This is a genomic window from Georgenia sp. Z1491, from assembly GCF_049856175.1.
Lineage (GTDB): Bacteria > Actinomycetota > Actinomycetes > Actinomycetales > Actinomycetaceae > JB111.
Genome location: NZ_JBNDNA010000005.1, coordinates 1 through 15,808 on the forward strand (window position 1 = coordinate 1; position 15,808 = coordinate 15,808).

General features: G+C 73.3%; 17 protein-coding genes, 1 tRNA gene and 1 riboswitch. Of the genes, 4 read left to right on the forward strand and 14 right to left on the reverse strand.

Going from position 1 to position 15,808, the window contains the following annotated elements; translation table 11 throughout:
- Positions 1 to 94: 94 nt before the first annotated feature.
- On the forward strand, positions 95 to 1,261 hold the full coding sequence (locus tag ACPYO4_RS06390; RefSeq protein ID WP_425708384.1) for an IS481 family transposase: 1,167 nt from the start codon (positions 95 to 97) through the stop codon (positions 1,259 to 1,261).
- Positions 1,262 to 1,315: 54 nt separating this feature from the next.
- Here the strand turns inward: ACPYO4_RS06390 and ACPYO4_RS06395 are convergent.
- A tRNA-Ala gene (locus ACPYO4_RS06395) sits at positions 1,316 to 1,388 on the reverse strand.
- Positions 1,389 to 1,588: 200 nt separating this feature from the next.
- On the opposite strand from ACPYO4_RS06395, the gene ACPYO4_RS06400 reads away from it, so the two are divergent.
- Complete coding sequence (locus ACPYO4_RS06400; RefSeq protein ID WP_425708385.1) at positions 1,589 to 2,329, forward strand: SDR family NAD(P)-dependent oxidoreductase; 741 nt, start codon at positions 1,589 to 1,591, stop codon at positions 2,327 to 2,329.
- Between the two features lie 3 nt (positions 2,330 to 2,332).
- Here the strand turns inward: ACPYO4_RS06400 and ACPYO4_RS06405 are convergent, their stop codons facing one another.
- From ACPYO4_RS06405 to ACPYO4_RS06440, 8 genes are all read right to left on the reverse strand, one after another.
- A complete protein-coding gene (locus ACPYO4_RS06405; RefSeq protein ID WP_425708386.1) occupies positions 2,333 to 3,073 on the reverse strand; it encodes a histidine phosphatase family protein in 741 nt (246 codons plus the stop codon).
- The gene (gene rsfS / locus ACPYO4_RS06410) at positions 3,070 to 3,504 is read right to left on the reverse strand and encodes a ribosome silencing factor (protein ID WP_425708387.1); all 435 of its coding nucleotides are present in this window, start codon (positions 3,502 to 3,504) and stop codon (positions 3,070 to 3,072) included. The genes ACPYO4_RS06405 and rsfS overlap by 4 nt, the downstream gene beginning before the upstream one ends.
- A gap of 76 nt (positions 3,505 to 3,580) precedes the next feature.
- Positions 3,581 to 4,600 carry a hypothetical protein gene (locus ACPYO4_RS06415; RefSeq protein ID WP_425708388.1) on the reverse strand — a complete coding sequence of 340 codons (1,020 nt, stop codon included), beginning with the start codon at positions 4,598 to 4,600 and terminating at the stop codon, positions 3,581 to 3,583.
- Positions 4,600 to 5,223, reverse strand: coding sequence for a nicotinate-nucleotide adenylyltransferase (gene nadD / locus ACPYO4_RS06420; RefSeq protein ID WP_425708389.1), 624 nt, complete (start codon positions 5,221 to 5,223; stop codon positions 4,600 to 4,602). The genes ACPYO4_RS06415 and nadD overlap by 1 nt, the downstream gene beginning before the upstream one ends.
- A gap of 1 nt (position 5,224) precedes the next feature.
- The gene (locus tag ACPYO4_RS06425) at positions 5,225 to 5,380 is read right to left on the reverse strand and encodes a hypothetical protein (RefSeq protein ID WP_425708390.1); all 156 of its coding nucleotides are present in this window, start codon (positions 5,378 to 5,380) and stop codon (positions 5,225 to 5,227) included.
- A gap of 60 nt (positions 5,381 to 5,440) precedes the next feature.
- Positions 5,441 to 6,241 carry a PspA/IM30 family protein gene (locus ACPYO4_RS06430; RefSeq protein ID WP_425708391.1) on the reverse strand — a complete coding sequence of 267 codons (801 nt, stop codon included), beginning with the start codon at positions 6,239 to 6,241 and terminating at the stop codon, positions 5,441 to 5,443.
- On the reverse strand, positions 6,241 to 6,849 hold the full coding sequence (locus ACPYO4_RS06435; RefSeq protein WP_425708392.1) for a hypothetical protein: 609 nt from the start codon (positions 6,847 to 6,849) through the stop codon (positions 6,241 to 6,243). Before ACPYO4_RS06435 ends, ACPYO4_RS06430 begins: the two co-directional genes overlap by 1 nt.
- A gap of 177 nt (positions 6,850 to 7,026) precedes the next feature.
- Positions 7,027 to 8,313 carry a glutamate-5-semialdehyde dehydrogenase gene (locus tag ACPYO4_RS06440; protein ID WP_425708393.1) on the reverse strand — a complete coding sequence of 429 codons (1,287 nt, stop codon included), beginning with the start codon at positions 8,311 to 8,313 and terminating at the stop codon, positions 7,027 to 7,029.
- Positions 8,314 to 8,427: 114 nt separating this feature from the next.
- Here ACPYO4_RS06440 and trxA point away from each other — a divergent pair, with 114 nt between their 5' ends.
- Positions 8,428 to 8,805 carry a thioredoxin gene (gene trxA, locus ACPYO4_RS06445; RefSeq protein ID WP_425708394.1) on the forward strand — a complete coding sequence of 126 codons (378 nt, stop codon included), beginning with the start codon at positions 8,428 to 8,430 and terminating at the stop codon, positions 8,803 to 8,805.
- 236 nt (positions 8,806 to 9,041) lie between these two features.
- Here trxA and ACPYO4_RS06450 read toward each other — a convergent pair whose 3' ends face one another.
- The 5 genes from ACPYO4_RS06450 to rplU all read right to left on the reverse strand — a co-directional run bounded on the left by ACPYO4_RS06450 (position 9,042) and on the right by rplU (position 14,200).
- Positions 9,042 to 10,037 carry a hypothetical protein gene (locus ACPYO4_RS06450; protein WP_425708395.1) on the reverse strand — a complete coding sequence of 332 codons (996 nt, stop codon included), beginning with the start codon at positions 10,035 to 10,037 and terminating at the stop codon, positions 9,042 to 9,044.
- A 284-nt stretch (positions 10,038 to 10,321) separates the two neighbouring features.
- Positions 10,322 to 10,433, reverse strand: a riboswitch (SAM riboswitch).
- 216 nt (positions 10,434 to 10,649) lie between these two features.
- On the reverse strand, positions 10,650 to 11,798 hold the full coding sequence (proB, locus tag ACPYO4_RS06455; RefSeq protein ID WP_425708396.1) for a glutamate 5-kinase: 1,149 nt from the start codon (positions 11,796 to 11,798) through the stop codon (positions 10,650 to 10,652).
- 89 nt (positions 11,799 to 11,887) lie between these two features.
- On the reverse strand, positions 11,888 to 13,411 hold the full coding sequence (gene obgE, locus ACPYO4_RS06460; protein ID WP_425708397.1) for a GTPase ObgE: 1,524 nt from the start codon (positions 13,409 to 13,411) through the stop codon (positions 11,888 to 11,890).
- A 130-nt stretch (positions 13,412 to 13,541) separates the two neighbouring features.
- The gene (gene rpmA / locus ACPYO4_RS06465) at positions 13,542 to 13,799 is read right to left on the reverse strand and encodes a 50S ribosomal protein L27 (protein ID WP_425708398.1); all 258 of its coding nucleotides are present in this window, start codon (positions 13,797 to 13,799) and stop codon (positions 13,542 to 13,544) included.
- Positions 13,800 to 13,882: 83 nt separating this feature from the next.
- Positions 13,883 to 14,200: a 50S ribosomal protein L21 gene (rplU, locus tag ACPYO4_RS06470; RefSeq protein WP_425708399.1), complete on the reverse strand. Its 318-nt coding sequence runs from the start codon at positions 14,198 to 14,200 to the stop codon at positions 13,883 to 13,885.
- 213 nt (positions 14,201 to 14,413) lie between these two features.
- Between rplU and ACPYO4_RS06475 the strand changes: the two genes are divergently transcribed.
- Positions 14,414 to 15,796, forward strand: a complete 1,383-nt coding sequence (locus tag ACPYO4_RS06475) for a DUF4921 family protein (protein WP_425708400.1) — start codon at positions 14,414 to 14,416, stop codon at positions 15,794 to 15,796.
- Positions 15,797 to 15,808: the final 12 nt, after the last annotated feature.

Here is a 15,808-nt window from a genome sequence, read left to right on the forward strand (position 1 = left end):
GGTGTCTGGTTCCAGGACATCGTGAACGGGTGTCCCCAGACATCGTGAACGACTGCCCCCTGTCGGGATCGGATGTCCCACGACATCGTGAACGGTGGCGAAGTACGAGGTCCTCATCAAAGCGGTCACCGTCCAGAAGCTCTCCTACGGGCAGGTCGCTGCCCGCTACGGGGTGTCGAAGTCCCTCGTCCACAAACTCCACCACCGCTGGCTCACCGAGGGCGAGGCCGCCTACCAGCCCCGCTCACGCCGACCACTGACCGTCCCCACCCGCACTCCGGACCAGGTCCGAGAACGCGTCCTCCAGCTCCGCGGCGAGCTCACCGCCCAAGGCCTGGACGCCGGCGCGGACACCATCGACTGGCACCTGACCCGCCAAGGCCACACCATCGGCCGAACCACGATCTGGCGGATCCTGACCAGCAATGGCACGATCACGCCCCAGCCTCAGAAACGCCCCCGATCCTCCTGGCGCCGCTTCGCCGCCGACCGCCCCAACGAGCTGTGGCAGTCCGACTTCACCCACACCACGCTCACCGGCGGCACCGAGGTCGAGATCATCGGCTGGCTCGACGACCACTCCCGACTCCTGGTCCACCTCTCCGCCCACCACCGCGTCACCGGCACCACCGTCACCCAGACCTTCACCGCAGCAGCCAGCCAGTACGGATACCCCACCGCGACCCTGACCGACAACGGCATGGTCTACACCACCCGCTACGCCCGCGGCGGCCGCGGACGACCCGACGGAACAGGCAACGCGTTCGAGACCCTGCTCGCCCTGCACGGCATCCAGCAACGCAACGGCAAACCGTTCAAACCCACCACCCAGGGCAAGATCGAACGCTTCTGGCAGACCCTGAACAAGCGCCTCGCCACCCGGCCAGCCGACACCCTCGCCCACCTCCAGGACGAACTCGACGACTTCCGCGACTACTACAACAACGACCGCCCTCATCGCGGCATCGGCCGACAGACCCCCGCCCACGCCTACCAGCTCATCCCCCCGGCGACCCCCACCCCGCCCGGCGACCCCGACCTGTGGCGAGTGCGCTACGACACCGTCGACCGCGACGGAAAGATCAGCCTGCGCCACAGCGGCCGCATGCTGCACCTCGGCATCGGCCGCGCCCACGCCCGCACCGAGATCACCTGCCTGGTCCACAACGACCACGCCACCGTGCTGGACGCCTCCACTGGCGAGATCCTCAGCGAACACACCCTGAACCCCGCACACACCTACCAACGAAAAAACGGCTGAACCCCCGACACCGGGGGTTCAGCCGTTCTCGATGTCCTGGGACATCACACAGGGTGGAGCTAGGGGGATTCGAACCCCCGACCTCTTCCATGCCATGGAAGCGCGCTACCAACTGCGCCATAGCCCCGGGGCCCCGAAGGGCGAGGACGAGTCTATGTCACCGCCCGGCCGGCGAGCCAATCACGACGTCCCCTCGGTGCGTGATCCCGCGCACGCCGCCGTCACGCGCACGCGCGGTCGGTCAGCCCCGGGTTGGGTCGTTCGTCCCGGTATCCGACCAGGTCAGCGGCATAGGTTGGAGCTACCACTCCACGAAGGGACGGCATCATGACCGGCAGGCTCGAGGGCAGGACCGCACTCGTGACGGGAGCAGGATCAGGCATCGGTGAGGCGATCGCCACGAAGTTCGTCGCCGAGGGCGCGACGGTCGTCCTGGCGGACGTCAGCGGCCGGCAGGACGAGGTCGCGGCGCGCCTGGGCGAGCTCGCTCTCCCCTACCAGCTCGACGTCGACGACGACGACGCGATCGACGCGCTGGAGACCTACCTCCGAGAGGACCACGGCGGGATCGACGTGCTGGCCAACAACGTCGGCGTCAACGGACCCGCGCTGCTCACGCACGAGTACCCGATGGCGGACTTCGACCGCGTCATGCGCATCAACGTCCGCCAGTTCTTCCGCGTGCTGCAGGTCGGGCTGCGCCTCATGGTCGAGCGCGGCGGCGGCTCGATCGTCAACACGGCCTCGATCGGCGGCGTCCTCGCCACCCCGTCCGCTGCCGCCTACATCACCTCCAAGGGCGCCGTCGTCATGATGACGAAGACGGCCGCGCTCGAGTACGCGCAGCAGAACATCCGCGTCAACGCCATCGGCCCCGGCGTCACGCGCACCCCGTGGCTCGACGGTCTCGGCGACGAGCTCAACGCGACGCTCGCGGCGCAGGTCCCGCAGGGGCGCGTCGGCGAGGCGTCGGAGATGGCGAACGTCGCGGCGTTCCTCGCCAGTGAGGAGGCCTCGCACGTGTCCGGGCAGCTCTGGGTGATCGACGGCGCCCGGACCGCCGGCTGACGCTCAGCGCCCGGGCACGCCCGTCTGGTCGGCCTGCGTGGGGCGGCCGGAGCCGCCGGTGACCTGCTGGTCCCCGTGGTCCTTGGTCTCGGAGGCGCGGTCGAGGATCGTGCGGTGCGGCCGCGGCACGAGGTCGACGCCGATGTTGTGCACGCCGAGGCGCCACGCCGGCTCGCGCCCCGGGTTCTGCGCCACGACGGACCAGTGGCAGTTCCCCATGCCGCCGAGCCAGTACGAGTGCGCACCCATGTCGAGGATGTGGGCGATGCCGAGGGTGATCGCGGCGCCGTGCGCGACGACCGCGACGATCTCGCCGTCGTCGGCCGCCTCGGCGACCGCGCGCAGAGCGAGCCCGACCCGCTCCCCCGCGCCCGCCCGGGACTCGACGCCGATCCCCTCGGGATCCCGGCCCGCCCGCCAGTGGTCGTACTGCTCGGGCCAGCCGGCCTGGAGCTCCTCGTGCGTGTGGCCCTCCCACAGCCCGAAGCCGCGCTCGCGGAAGCCCTCGTCGGTGGTGACGTCCAGCCCGGCCGCCCGCCCGAGGATCTGTGCGGTCTCGAGCGCGCGCGACAGATCGGAGCTGACGATCCGGGTGAGGTCCGCGCCGCCGAGCACCTCGGCGGCACGCTCGGCCTGCTGCCGCCCGGTGTCGTTGAGCGGGATGTCGATCTGGCCCTGCATGCGCATGGCGTGGTTGTAGTCGGTCTGCCCGTGCCGCAGCAGGACGAGCGCGCGGGCGGTCACTGGCCGGTCCCGAGCCCGGTCGCCCGGTACGGTCCGTCCTCGGCTCCCGGGGTGGTCTCGTCGACGACGACGTCCTCGACGTCGACGGGCACGACCGGGCAGTCGCCCCACAGGCGCTCGAGCGCGTAGAACTGGCGATCCTCGGTGTGCTGCACGTGGACGATGACGTCGGTGTAGTCCACGAGCACCCAGCGGGACTCCGTCAGACCCTCCGTGCGGACGGGCTTCGCCCCCTCGGCGGCGAGTGCCTCCTCGATCGCCTCGACGATGGCGCGCACCTGGCGCTCGTTCGAGCCGGAGGCCACGAGGAAAACGTCGGTGAGGACGAGGCGCTCGGAGACGTCGAGCGCGATGATCTCCTCGGCCTTCTTCGATGCGGCGGCTCGTGCGGCTACGTTCGCCAGGTGGCGGGATCGCTCGTCGGCGGCCACGGATCTCCTCGGTTCGGGAACAGGTGGCCCCGATCCTACGGTGTCGGCGCTGCGCGGGGCTGCGCCCGCCCGTCCCTCAGCGGCCGAACAGGTAGAGCCCGACGGCGGCACCGACGCCGAAGAAGATCGCCGCCAGCAGGACGATGATGGCGAGCCCGCGCCACCACCGCACGCGACGGACGGGGCGCTTGCCGCGCGGGCCCTTCGTCGTCGTACGGCCGTTCGTCGCCGGCGCTGCACCGGCGGCCCGTCCGCGCTGGGTGGTCGCCACCGGTGTCCCTTCGTCGCTGCCGCTCACCGGCTCGTCACCGGCCTGCTCGTCACCGCCAGGCGCATCGCGGCCAGGCCCGCCGCCGGCCGGCCCGGCGTCGGCGCGCACGTCGTCGGGCCTCGTGCCGGTGGCCGCACCGGCGGCCGCGGCACCCACAGCACCCACAGCACCCGCGGCGCCTCCGGCGACGGCGGGACGGACGGCCGTCGCGAGGACCTCGTCCTCCGGAGCCGGCGGGGGCGGCGGCGCCGCCGCGGCGGCCCCGTCGCCGCGGGCCTCATCGCCGGGGGTCTTGTCGCCGCGGGCCCCATCGCCGCTGGCCCCGTCGGAGGGCGCGGGCTCCGGCGGGACGGCGGCGAACGGACGCACCGCCGTTCCCTCCGGTCCGGCGGTGACGGGCATGTCGGCCGCGCTCTCGCCGTCCGCGGCGCGCACCCGGCTCGCGGCCTGGCCCTGGGCCGGCGCGGTCCCGTGGCCGGCGCCGGCACCCACGGCCGGTCCCGGCGTCCAGGTGTCCTCGGGCTCGTGCGTGGCCCCGAGGTCGTGCCTGCCCTCGGGCTCGTGGGTCGCGCCGGGGTCGGTGCCCGCCGGCTGCACCTCGGCGTCGGTCGGCCCGGTTGAGCCGTGTGCAGCGGTGCCACGCTCCGAGTCCTCCCGGCCGGCCGGGGCCCTCGCGGCCGAGGCGTCGAGCGCGGCCCGCGCGCGGTCCTCCGGGCTGCCGGTGCGCTGCGCCGCGGCGTCCCGCTTGGCGTCCTCGGCCATCTGTGCGGCCTCCCGCGCGGCCTGCTCGCGCAGCCAGCGACGCGTGACCGGTCCCTCGTTCATCACGCCACCGTCGAGGGGTCGATGTACAGGCGGTGCTTGGCGATGTACTGCACCACGCCGTCGGGCACGAGGTACCAGACGGGCTTGTCCTCCTGGACCCGCCTGCGGCAGTCGGTGGAGCTGATGGCCATGGCTGGCACCTCCTGGAGCTTGACGCGATCCTCGGGCAGGCCCTCCGCCACGAGGTCGTGACCGGGCCGGGTGACGCCGACGAACGTCGCGAGCTCCCACAGCTCGTCCGCGTCCTTCCAGGCCAGGATCTGGGACAGGGCGTCGGCGCCGGTGATGAAGTACAGCTCGGCGTCGGGCATCTGCGCGTGCACGTCCCGCAGGGTGTCGATCGTGTAGGTGTCGCCGCCGCGGTCGATGTCCACGCGCGAGACGGTGAATCGCGGGTTCGACGCCGTCGCGATGTTCGTCATGAGGTAGCGGTGCTCGGCCTCGGTGACCTTGCGGTCCCGCTTGAACGGCTGCACGCCGGTCGGCACGAAGAGCACCTCGTCGAGGTCGAGGAGGTGCTGGACCTCCGAGGCGGCGACGAGGTGGCCGTGGTGGATCGGGTCGAACGTTCCGCCCATGAGGCCGACGCGGCGTCGGCGTCCCCGGTGGGAGCGGGCGTTCACGTCAGTGGCGCGTCCTGATCGAGCGGAACGCCCAGGTGACGAGCAGGAGCATGAGCAGGATCGCGAGCATGATCACGCCGCCGACGTAGGCGTTGAGGTCGGTCGCCATCGGCTCCGCAGCGGTGTGGGCGGACGTGCGCACCAGCGAGCTGGCCATCGGAGGTCTCCTTCGTTCGAGTTCGGGAGCCAGTGTCGCACGGCAGCTCGCGCGGGGTTGTCAGGCGGGTCCTCGGCCGATCTCGCCCGGCCCTCCCCCGCGCTGGCCGCCGCGGTCTCTCCCGTGGCCCGGCCCGTGGTCGCTGCCGTGGTCGCCGCTGCGGTCTCCCCCGTGGTCCCAGCCGTGCAGGCGCCGCAGCTCGGCCTCGATCCGGGCCTCGCGGCCGAGCCGGTCGAAGGCGTCGTGGACCTGGTGCGAGCCGGAGTCCGTCCAGGCCAGCTCCTCGTACGCGGCCTGGCGACCCTCGAGCTCGTGGACCTCGCGCTCGGCCGCGCGGACGGCCTCCGCCGTCGAGCCGGGCACGTCGGTGCGCATCGCCTGCGCGATGGTCGCGGAGGCGCGGGCAGCCTCCCGGTCGGCCGCTAGCGCCCGACGCCGGGACTCGACCTCATGGACCTGCGCCTCGAGCCGGCCCACCCCGGCCCGCAGGTCCTCCTCCTTGTTGCGCAGCACCGCCAGCTGGTCGGCCAGCCGGTCGCGCGGCGCCGCGGCCTCGAGCGCGCGGCCGAGCGCAGCCCGCGCCGCCGCGTCGTCACCCTGCTCGACGGCGATGGCCGCCGCCCGCTCGTGCCCCTCGACCTCGAGCTCGGCACGCTCGTGGAGGAGCTCGGTGCGGCGGCGCTGGACGGTCAGCTCGCCGACGGCCCGACGCGCGTCGTCGACGGCGGCGCGCTGGCGGCGGACGGCCTCGGCGATCTCGGTGGCGGGGTCCGGCGGCGGGTTCTTCGCCTCGCGGCGGCGCCGGCGGCGGTCGTTGCCCTCGGCCCGGCCGATGCCGAAGATCCGCCGGCCGACGCCCATCAGTCGTCCTCGGAGCGGCGGCGCGAGCGCCGCACGCGGTCCGACTCGTGCTCGGTGCGGCGCTCCTCGCCGTCGCCCAGCGCGCCGAGCGCCTGGGCCTCGAGCATGAGGTCGTCGGCTGCGCGGCGCAGGGCCGGGGTGGAGGACGACGAGCGCGAGTGCAGCAGCGAGCGGCGCAGGTCCCCGGAGAGTCGTTCGTGCGTCCGGATGTCCGGCAGGAGGTCCGTGAGCAGGCGGTGCCGCATGCCGGCGTCGGGCTCGTTCTCCACGACCCGCAGGTCGTCGTCGATCTCCCGGTAGGCGCGCTCGAGGTCCGCGGCGACCTGCGGGAGGTCCCCGACGGTACGGCCCGCCTCGCGCGCGGCCTCCAGGGCCCGGTCGGTCGCGTCGGTCGAGCGGCGCATCGCGAGGCGGTGCTTGGCGACCTCGCGCACGGTCGGGTCCGAGGACAGTGCCCGGACGTTGAGCTCGCCCTGCTCGATACGGCGCCGCATGCCCTTGCTGCGTGAGAGCCGCCGCACGCCGTACCAGACGCTGCCCACCCCGACCGCGGTCGTGGCCGCGCCGATGCCGGCGATCCACAGCAGGACCTCGACGACCTCGGGCATCTGATCTCCTGCACGTTGCGGGTGGGCGGGACGGCCGACGGCGTGTGACCGGACGGCTGCCCGACCAGGATACGGGGACGGCGTCGCCCGCGGCCGCCGGATTCGCCGACGGCCGACGACGCCGACGCGCCGGGGCCTGCTGGCCGGGCCTGCTACTCGCGGATCTGGCCCTGGCCCTTACTCACGGATCTGGCCCTGGCCCTCGACGATCCACGTCGTCGTCGTCAGCTCGCCCAGGCCCATCGGGCCGCGGGCGTGCAGCTTCTGCGTGGAGATCCCGATCTCCGCGCCGAGGCCGAACTGGCCGCCGTCGGTGAACCGCGAGGAGGCGTTGACGATGAGGGCTGCGGCGTCGAGCTCCGTGGTGAAGCGGTGCACCGAGGTGGTGTCTCGCGTGAGGATGACCTCCGTGTGGCCCGAGGACCACCGCCGGATGTGGTCGAGGGCCTCGTCGAGGGAGTCGACCACGCGCACGGCCAGGTCGGCCGAGAGGTACTCCGTGCCCCAGTCCTCGTCGGTGGCGGGCTCGTACCGCACCGTGCCGCCCTCCGCGAGCCGGTGCGCTGTCTCGTCGCCGTGGACCGTGACGTCCTTCTCCGCCAGCGCCGCGTAGAGCGTGGGAAGGAGCTCCTCGGCGACGTCGCGGTGGACGATGAGCGACTCGGCCGCGTTGCACACGCCCACCCGCTGGGTCTTGGAGTTGAGGATGATCGGCACGGCCTGGTCGAGATCGGCGCTCGCGTCGACGTAGACGTGGACGTTGCCGACGCCGGTCTCGATGACCGGCACGGACGCCTCGGCGACGACGGTCTGGATGAGGCCCGCTCCCCCGCGCGGGACGAGGACGTCGACGAGGCCGCGGGCGCGCATGAGCTCGACGGCGCCCTGCCGCCCGTGGGCGTCGACGGACCGCACGGCCTCGGCGGGCAGGCCGACCGCGAGCAGCGCCTCGCCGAGGATCTCGACGATGACCTCGTTGGAGGACGCCGCGGCCGAGCCGCCGCGCAGCACGACGGCGTTGCCAGACTTCACGGCCAGCCCGGCGGCGTCGACCGTGACGTTCGGGCGTGCCTCGTAGATCATCCCGACCACGCCCATGGGCACGCGCACCTGCCGCAGGCGCAGTCCGTTGGGCAGCGTGGAGCCGCGGACGACCTCGCCGACCGGGTCGGGCAGGGCGGCCAGCTCGCGCAGGGCATCGGCGATCGCGGCGATGCGCGTCTCGTCGAGGGCGAGGCGGTCGAGGAGGCCCGGGCTCATGCCGGAGGTGCGGCCGCGCTCGAGGTCGGTCGCGTTGGCGGCGACGATCCGGGCGGAGCCGGCGACCAGGGCGTCGGCCATGGCGTCGAGCGCGGCGTCCTTGGTGGCGCGCGTCGCGGTGGCGAGCGCACGACCGGCCTCCTTCGCCTCGGCGCAGATCGCGCGGACGGCCTCGCGGACGTCGACGTCGGTGGGAGAAGTCATGTGCGCAAACTACCTCCGAGGGCCCGGGAATGGCCCGGGGGTCTCCTCGGTTGGACGGGGTGGAAGACGTGCTCCGCCCGCGGCGGGCACGCCCACGGACGAAGGGAGCGCCACATGGCGACCACTCAGATCACGCAGGACGACTTCCAGAGCACGATCACCGGCGACGGCATCACGCTCGTGGACTTCTGGGCCGACTGGTGCGGGCCGTGCAAGCAGTTCGGCCCGGTCTACGAGAAGGTCTCCGAGGAGAACCCGGACGTCACCTTCGCAAAGGTCGACACGGACGCGAACCAGGAGCTCGCCGCCCAGCTGCAGATCACGTCGATCCCCACGCTCATGGCGTTCCGCGACGGGGTGCTCGTCTACAACAAGCCGGGCGCCGTCCCCGCGAAGAACCTCGAGCAGATCCTCACCGCCGTCCGTGAGCTGGACATGGACGAGATCAGGAAGCAGATCGCCGAGCACGAGGCCGGCCACTCCGACGAGTGAGCGCGGTTCCGCCTGGCGAGTGAGCGCGGTTCTGCCGCGCGACCGACCTGACGACGAAGCGCCGTCCCTCCGGTTCCACGACCGGAGGGACGGCGCTTCGTCGTTCGTCGGACGGACAGCTGTCCCACCGCGGCTGCACACATGACAGAACCGCGCTCACTCGCCGAGCAAAGTTCGGCACGCCCGTCACCGGACAGAACTCCGCTCACTCGCCACACAGGGCGGGCGGATGCCGATCAGGCGAGGTGGGTGAGGATTGCCGTGAGGTCGGCGGGCACCGAGATCGGGACGAGGACCAGGCCATCGGCGAGGTCGGCGAAGCCGCGCGCCTCCGCCAGCACGTCCTCGGGCGAGCCGATGATGGCGGCGGATCCCGTCCAGGGCAGGTCCCGCTGCTCGACGGCGGCGATGTCGGCCACGAGCTCGGTCCGGGCCAGCGCCCGCTCGCGGCGATCGGCGATCGCCACGTGGAGCTCCACGAGCACGCGCACCTCCGCGCCGGCCTCGGCCGCGCCACGCCGGACGGCGGCGACGAACTCGCGCACCCGCTCGTGGTGGACGGCCCGTACGACGACCGTGCCGCCGGCGCGCCCCGCGGCCAGGCCCTCGTCCACGGCGTTGACGTAGGGCGCGGGACGCACGCGGGTACCGGCCGGCGCCCGGGTGACGCCCGCGGTGCGCGCACGGCTCGCGGAGGCCCGTGTCGCGGCGGCGTGGCGCGCCGAGTCGGCGGTGAGGCCCGCGCCGGCCGGCACGGACCCGGCGCCGTGCGCGTCCGTGCCTCCGGGCAGGAGGACGTCGACGCCGGCATCGGTGAGGCGCTCGCCCGTGCGCCGGGCGTCGGATCCGGCGTCGGTGCGCCACGGCGCGTCCGAGCGCAGGTGGAACGCGGGCGAGAGCGCGACCTCGGTCAGGCCCGTCTGGCGCGCCGCGTGGGCATGCCGGGCGAGCCGGGGCAGGTCGGCGGTGTCGACGGGCAGGTCGGCCTCGGGGTCGGTGACGGCCGCGCCGAGGCCCGACAGGTCGACGACGATCGCGCCGCCGATCCGTCCCGATGCCGGGCGGGCGCCGGACTGTGCCGGAGCGGTCGGCGTCGTGGGCCGCGCCTGCGCAGCCGGGGTCCGGCGGATCGCGGTGCCCGTCGTCGCGGGGGTGGTCGTCGGGCTGGTCGTCACGGGGCCGTTCGTCGTCGTGGACGTGGCGGTTCGGGCAGAGATCAGTGTGGTGCTCATGGCAGGAGGGTCCTCACGGGTTCCCGCCGTCGGCGGCTGCGCCGACGGCTGTGCGATGACCGGGAGTCGTGCGGGCGGGACGTGTCACTCGTCCCGGGAGGCCGCACCTCGACCGGTGTGACGCGGCGCGGGAGCGCGGCGTCGCTGGTGTCTCCGGGCTGTCAGGCCGACATTCGCCGACAGCCCGGGCGCATGCACATCATCGCCGGGAGGAGGGTGGAGCTGGATCGGTGGGTGCTCACCTGCTGCATCATGTCCGGATCCTTCGTGCAAGGGCGCCTGCTGCGCCGGGCGTTGCTCCACGGACGTGGAGCCAGGTCATCACCCGGAGCACCCCCGCCACACGAGGGGGGTTGCCGACCAGCGAGCCGGGGCTTCGCACTGGTTCTCAAGACCTGGATGGACCGTAGGCACCGCAACGGGCGTCCGTCAACGAGGGAGCGGTCACGTCTCACCTGTCGGACGTCGGGCGGTTGTGGTGAAGGGACAGGCGACGCCCACCGCGACGAGTGCGGGGGAAAGACCATGAGTGCGGGGACTAGATCCCCGACCTCGTCCACCTGTCCCCGCACTCGTTGCCAGGACGCGGCCCATGGCGGCGGAGGAGCCGCCTCAGCGGCCCTGCGCGCGCCCGCCCACGTCCCGCATGACGGCGAGGTCGTCGCGGTGCACGGCGGGCCGCAGCTTCGCCCGCTCCTCGGCCGGCGCGGCCACGAGCGCAGCGAGCTCGCGGGCGTCGTACCCGGTGACGCCCCGGGCCACGAGCCCGTCCGGACCGAGGATCTCGACGACGTCCCCGGCCTCGAAGTCGCCGACCACCTCGGTGATGCCGGGGATCAGCAGCGAGCGCTGGCGCTCCCCCACGGCGGCGGCGGCCCCGGCGTCGACGACGACGCTGCCGCGCGGGCGGGCCGCGTGCGCGAGCCAGAGGCGCCGGGCCGACATCCGGCGTCCACGTGCCGAGAACCAGGTGCCGACGGGCCGGCCGGCGAGGGCGTCGGCGGCGTGGTCGGCGTCGGTGAGGACGACCGGGATGCCCGAGCCGGTGGCGATCGCGGCCGCCTCGAGCTTCGTCACCATGCCCCCGGTGCCGACGGCCGAGCCGCGGGCCGTGACCTGGACGCCGGCCAGGTCCTCGGGCCCGGACACCACGGGGATCAGGGAGGAGGTGGGCGAGGCGGGGTGGCCGTCGTAGAGACCGTCGACGTCGGTGAGCAGCACGAGCGCGTCGGCCCGCACGAGGTGGGCCACCAGTGCGGCCAGCCGGTCGTTGTCGCCGAAGCGGATCTCGTCGGTGGCCACGGCGTCGTTCTCGTTGACGATCGGCGTGACGCCGAGGGTGAGGAGCCGGTCGAGGGCACGCGCGGCGTTGACGTTGCTCTGGCGGCGCACGAGATCCTCGGCGGTGAGCAGGACCTGACCGACCCGCCGCCCGTGCCGCGCGAACGCCTCCGTGTAGCGGGCGAGGATCATGCCCTGACCGACGGAGGCGGCGGCCTGCTGCGTGGCGAGGTCCTTCGGCCTGGCGCTGAGCCCGAGCGGCGCGATGCCGGCGGCGATGGCGCCCGAGCTGACGAGCACCACCTGCCGGCCCTGCGCGACGCGCGTGGCCAGCAGGGTGGAGAGCTGGCCGATGCGCTCGAGGTCGAGCGCGCCGTCGCTCCTGGTGAGGGAGGACGATCCGATCTTCACGACGACGCACCCCGCCCGCGCGAGGAGCGCACGGTTCGCGAGGGGTCGGTGGACGGTCGGGAAGCTCACCGGGACATTGTGCCGCGGGGGCCGGGGGCTCCCGGCGCGCGTCCAGCCGCCCGGACCGATATGCGCTCACTCGCGAGGCAGAACCGCGCTCACTCGTGGTCGGAGGGGTCGGCCCAGTGGCCGGCCCTGCGCTCGGTCCACAGTTCCTCGCGCGCGGCGGTCTTGGCGTCCATCGACTCGTGGAACTCGCGGCGCTTCTCGGCGCGGGTGGGGCGGCGTCGCTCGTCCTCGACCCGGAGGTCGGTGCCGCGCGGTCCGAGGTGCTCGGCGCCGGTGGTCATCGTCGGCTCCCAGTCGAACAGGACGCCGCCGTCGGCGGGGCCGATGACGACCGTGTCCCCGGGCACGGCACCGGCCCTCATCAGCTCGGTCTCGACGCCGAGCCGCGCGAGACGGTCAGCGAGATAGCCGACGGCCTCGTCGTTGCCGAAGTCGGTCTGCTTGACCCAGCGCTCGGGGCGCCTGCCCCGCACCTGGAAGAACGGCTCGTCGGCACTGCCCTTGCGCGTGACGGTGAAGCCGGCGTCGTCGACCGCGGTGGGCCGCAGCACCACGCGCGGCGCGACCGCCGGACCCGCCTCGGCGCGCGCCCGGGCCACGATCTCCGACAGGGCGAACGTCAGCGGGCGCAGGCCCTCGTGCGTGGCCGTGGACACGGCGAAGACCTTGAGGCCGCGCGCCTCGAGGTCGGGGCGGACGAACTCGGCGAGCTCGCGCGCCTCGGGCACGTCGATCTTGTTGAGCACCACCACGCGGGGCCGCTCCATGAGCGGCACGCCCGAGCCGGCGATGTCGAGGTCGGCGGAGTAGGCGGCGAGCTCGGACTCGATCGTGTCGAGGTCGGAGATGGGGTCGCGGCCGGGCTCGAGGGTGGCGCAGTCGAGGACGTGGACGAGCACCGCGCACCGCTCGACGTGGCGGAGGAACTCCAGCCCCAGCCCCTTGCCCGAGGACGCGCCCGGGATGAGGCCGGGGACGTCGGCCACGGTGAAGCGCTCCTCCCCGGCCATGACGACCCCCAGGTTGGGGATGAGCGTGGTGAACGGGTAGTCCGCGATCTTGGGCCGCGCGGCGCTGACGGTCGCGATGAGGGAGGACTTGCCGGCGGAGGGGAACCCGACGAGCGCGACGTCGGCGACGGACTTGACCTCGAGGACGACGTCGCGCTCCTCCCCCTCCTCGCCCAGGAGGGCGAAGCCGGGCGCCTTGCGGCGCGGGGAGGCCAGCGCGGCGTTGCCGAGTCCACCGCGGCCGCCGGCGGCGATGACGACCGACGTGCCGGCGCCGACGAGGTCAGCGATGACCTCGCCGTCGGCGGACTTCACGACCGTGCCGTCGGGGACGCCGAGGATCATGTCCGCGCCGTTCGCGCCCTGGCGCATGTCGCCCGCGCCCTGGCCGCCGCTGGGCGCGCGCCGGTGCGGCGAGTGGTGGTAGTCGAGCAGCGTGTGGATCTGGGGGTCGACGACGAGGACCACGTCCCCGCCGTTGCCGCCGTTCGCGCCGTCGGGCCCGGCCAGGGGCTTGAACTTCTCGCGGCGGATCGAGGCGACGCCGTGCCCGCCGTTGCCGCCGGCGGCATGCAGGACGACCCGGTCGACGAAGCTGGCCATGGGGTCCTCCGGATGGGACGGGAGCGGGCGAGGAACGAGGGACGACGTGCGGTCGGCCGGGCGGGCCGGGTACGACGAGGGGCGGACGGCATCATGCCGTCCGCCCCTCGTCGACGTGGATGGGTGGTGCTCAGGCCTCCACGGGCACGATGTTGACGACGCTGCGGTCGCGACGACGGCCGAACTGCACGGTGCCGGCCTCGAGGGCGAACAGCGTGTCGTCCTTGCCACGGCCGACGCCGAGACCCGGGTGGAGGCGGGTGCCGCGCTGGCGGACGAGGATCTCGCCGGCCTTGACGACCTGACCGCCGAAGCGCTTGACGCCCAGTCGCTGCGCGGTGGAGTCGCGGCCGTTCTTCGAGGAACTGGCGCCCTTCTTCGTTGCCATCTCGTCTGCTCTCTCTTCGGTAGAGGTGGTGCGCTCGCGCGCGTGCGTCGTGGTGGGGTGACCGGCCGGGGCCGGTCGCTGGGTCAGCTGATGCCGGTGACCTTGAGCCGCGTGAGCGACTGGCGGTGGCCCTGGCGACGGCTGTAGCCCGTCTTGTTCTTGTACCGCAGGATCGTGACCTTCTTGCCCTTCTCGGCACGGACGATCTCGGCGGTGACCTTGGCGGAGATGCCGTCGGCGGAGGTGGTGACCTTCTCGCCGTCGACGAGCAGGATCGGGGTCAGCTCGACGGTGTCGCCGGGCGCACCGGCCATCTTGTTGACGACGACGATGTCGCCGACGGACACCTTCTCCTGCCGGCCGCCGGCCTTGACGATCGCGTAGACCACGTTGCTGCTCATCTCTGTATCGCTGCTGGGGGAACCTGCCGCCCACCGGTGGCGGGCGCGCCTCGGCCTGTCGGCCTCGGGGGTTCTTCTCGATCGGCGCAGCGCGCGCCGACGCCCCAGGTTACGCACCGCCCCGCCCGGCGGCAAGGCTGAGACGTGCGGCGACGGCCCGTACCGCCTGTGTGATCCCGCACAGGCGCCTGCCCGCCGCACTACCGTGGAGGGATGCCCCAGCCCTACGCACCCGGCGCGGCACCGCTGACCAGGATGACCGACGGGACGATCAAGCAGGTCTCCCCGTTCACGGGCACCGAGGTCTGGACCGTCCCAGGACGTGCGCACCGGCCGGTCGGGCAGCCGGCCACCGAGCCGGTCGCGCTGGACCCGGACCTGCACGGTCGGCACTGCGCGTTCTGCCACCTGCGCTACGACGAGACGCCGCCCGAGAAGGCCCGGCTCGTGCGTCGAGCGGGGCCGGGCGCCGCGGGCGCCAGGAGAAACAAGGGCGGCAACCCTGACGACTGGGAGCTCCTCCGCGGCCTCCCGGCGGCACGGATGTTCGACACCGTCGCGGAGCTGCGCCGCATCCCCAACCTGTTCGAGATCCTCTCCTTCGACTACTGGCACCAGAACTACGGATACGAGGTGCCCGAGGACGTGGCGCGTCGTCGAGAGGCGTACCTCGCGACGCCCGACGGCGAGGAGCACGTCGCCCGGGTGGTCGGCCAGCGCCTCCGGGCCGCCGGGGACACGACGACGACCTGGCAGTCGATGGACGCCGCCGAGCGCCTCAGGCACGCCACGGCGTTCTTCGGGGGCGGGCACGACGTCGTCGTCGCGAGGCGCCACTTCACCGACGACGCGACGACAGACGCCGACCTGGCCTCCTCGGGAACTCTCACCCCCGACGAGCACCACCGGTACACGGCGTTCACGGTCGACGCCCTGCACTCGCTCTACGAGGCCAACCGGTATGCCCGCTACGTCGCGGTGTTCCAGAACTGGCTGAAGCCCGCGGGCGCATCGTTCGACCACCTCCACAAGCAGCTCGTGGCCATCGACGAGCGGGGCACCCAGGCCGAGCTCGAGCTCCAGCGGCTGCGCGCCAACCCCAACCTCTTCAACGAGGCGGCCGTCAACTACGCCCAGTACCAGAACCTGGTGGTGGCGGAGAACGACCACGCGATCGCGTTCGCCGGGTTCGGCCACCGCTACCCCACCGTCGAGATCTACTCCCGTTCGGCACGCACCGCGCCCTGGGAGCACTCCGACGAGGAGCTCCGCGCGGTCTCCGACCTCGTGCACGCCGCCCACGCGGCGACCGGCACGCTCGTGCCCTCCAACGAGGAGTGGCACCACCAGCCCGCCGACGTCGACCAGCCGATGCCGTGGCGGATCATGCTCAAGTGGCGCGTCTCGACCCTCGCGGGGTTCGAGGGCGGCACGAAGATCTACCTCAACACCATCGACCCGTGGACGCTGCGCGACCGGATCGTCGATCGGCTCTACACCCTGCGCGACGACGGGAGGATCGCCGCGGACATGCGCATCGCGACCGAGGCCGAGTGCCGGCCCAATCCCCTGCGCTACCACCCGCTCGTCCGCTGACTCCGCCCGAGC

Excerpts from the sequence above, each read along its gene's own strand:
- ACPYO4_RS06400 (WP_425708385.1), top strand. The coding sequence starts at position 1,589 with ATGACCGGCAGGCTCGAGGGCAGGACCGCACTCGTGACGGGAGCAGGA.
- ACPYO4_RS06450 (WP_425708395.1), bottom strand. The coding sequence starts at position 10,037 with ATGAGCACCACACTGATCTCTGCCCGAACCGCCACGTCCACGACGACG.
- ACPYO4_RS06440 (WP_425708393.1), bottom strand. The coding sequence starts at position 8,313 with ATGACTTCTCCCACCGACGTCGACGTCCGCGAGGCCGTCCGCGCGATC.
- trxA (WP_425708394.1), top strand. The coding sequence starts at position 8,428 with ATGGCGACCACTCAGATCACGCAGGACGACTTCCAGAGCACGATCACC.
- ACPYO4_RS06415 (WP_425708388.1), bottom strand. The coding sequence starts at position 4,600 with ATGAACGAGGGACCGGTCACGCGTCGCTGGCTGCGCGAGCAGGCCGCG.
- ACPYO4_RS06435 (WP_425708392.1), bottom strand. The coding sequence starts at position 6,849 with ATGCCCGAGGTCGTCGAGGTCCTGCTGTGGATCGCCGGCATCGGCGCG.
- rpmA (WP_425708398.1), bottom strand. The coding sequence starts at position 13,799 with ATGGCAACGAAGAAGGGCGCCAGTTCCTCGAAGAACGGCCGCGACTCC.
- rplU (WP_425708399.1), bottom strand. The coding sequence starts at position 14,200 with ATGAGCAGCAACGTGGTCTACGCGATCGTCAAGGCCGGCGGCCGGCAG.
- ACPYO4_RS06430 (WP_425708391.1), bottom strand. The coding sequence starts at position 6,241 with ATGGGCGTCGGCCGGCGGATCTTCGGCATCGGCCGGGCCGAGGGCAAC.
- ACPYO4_RS06425 (WP_425708390.1), bottom strand. The coding sequence starts at position 5,380 with ATGGCCAGCTCGCTGGTGCGCACGTCCGCCCACACCGCTGCGGAGCCG.
- obgE (WP_425708397.1), bottom strand. The coding sequence starts at position 13,411 with ATGGCCAGCTTCGTCGACCGGGTCGTCCTGCATGCCGCCGGCGGCAAC.
- ACPYO4_RS06475 (WP_425708400.1), top strand. The coding sequence starts at position 14,414 with ATGCCCCAGCCCTACGCACCCGGCGCGGCACCGCTGACCAGGATGACC.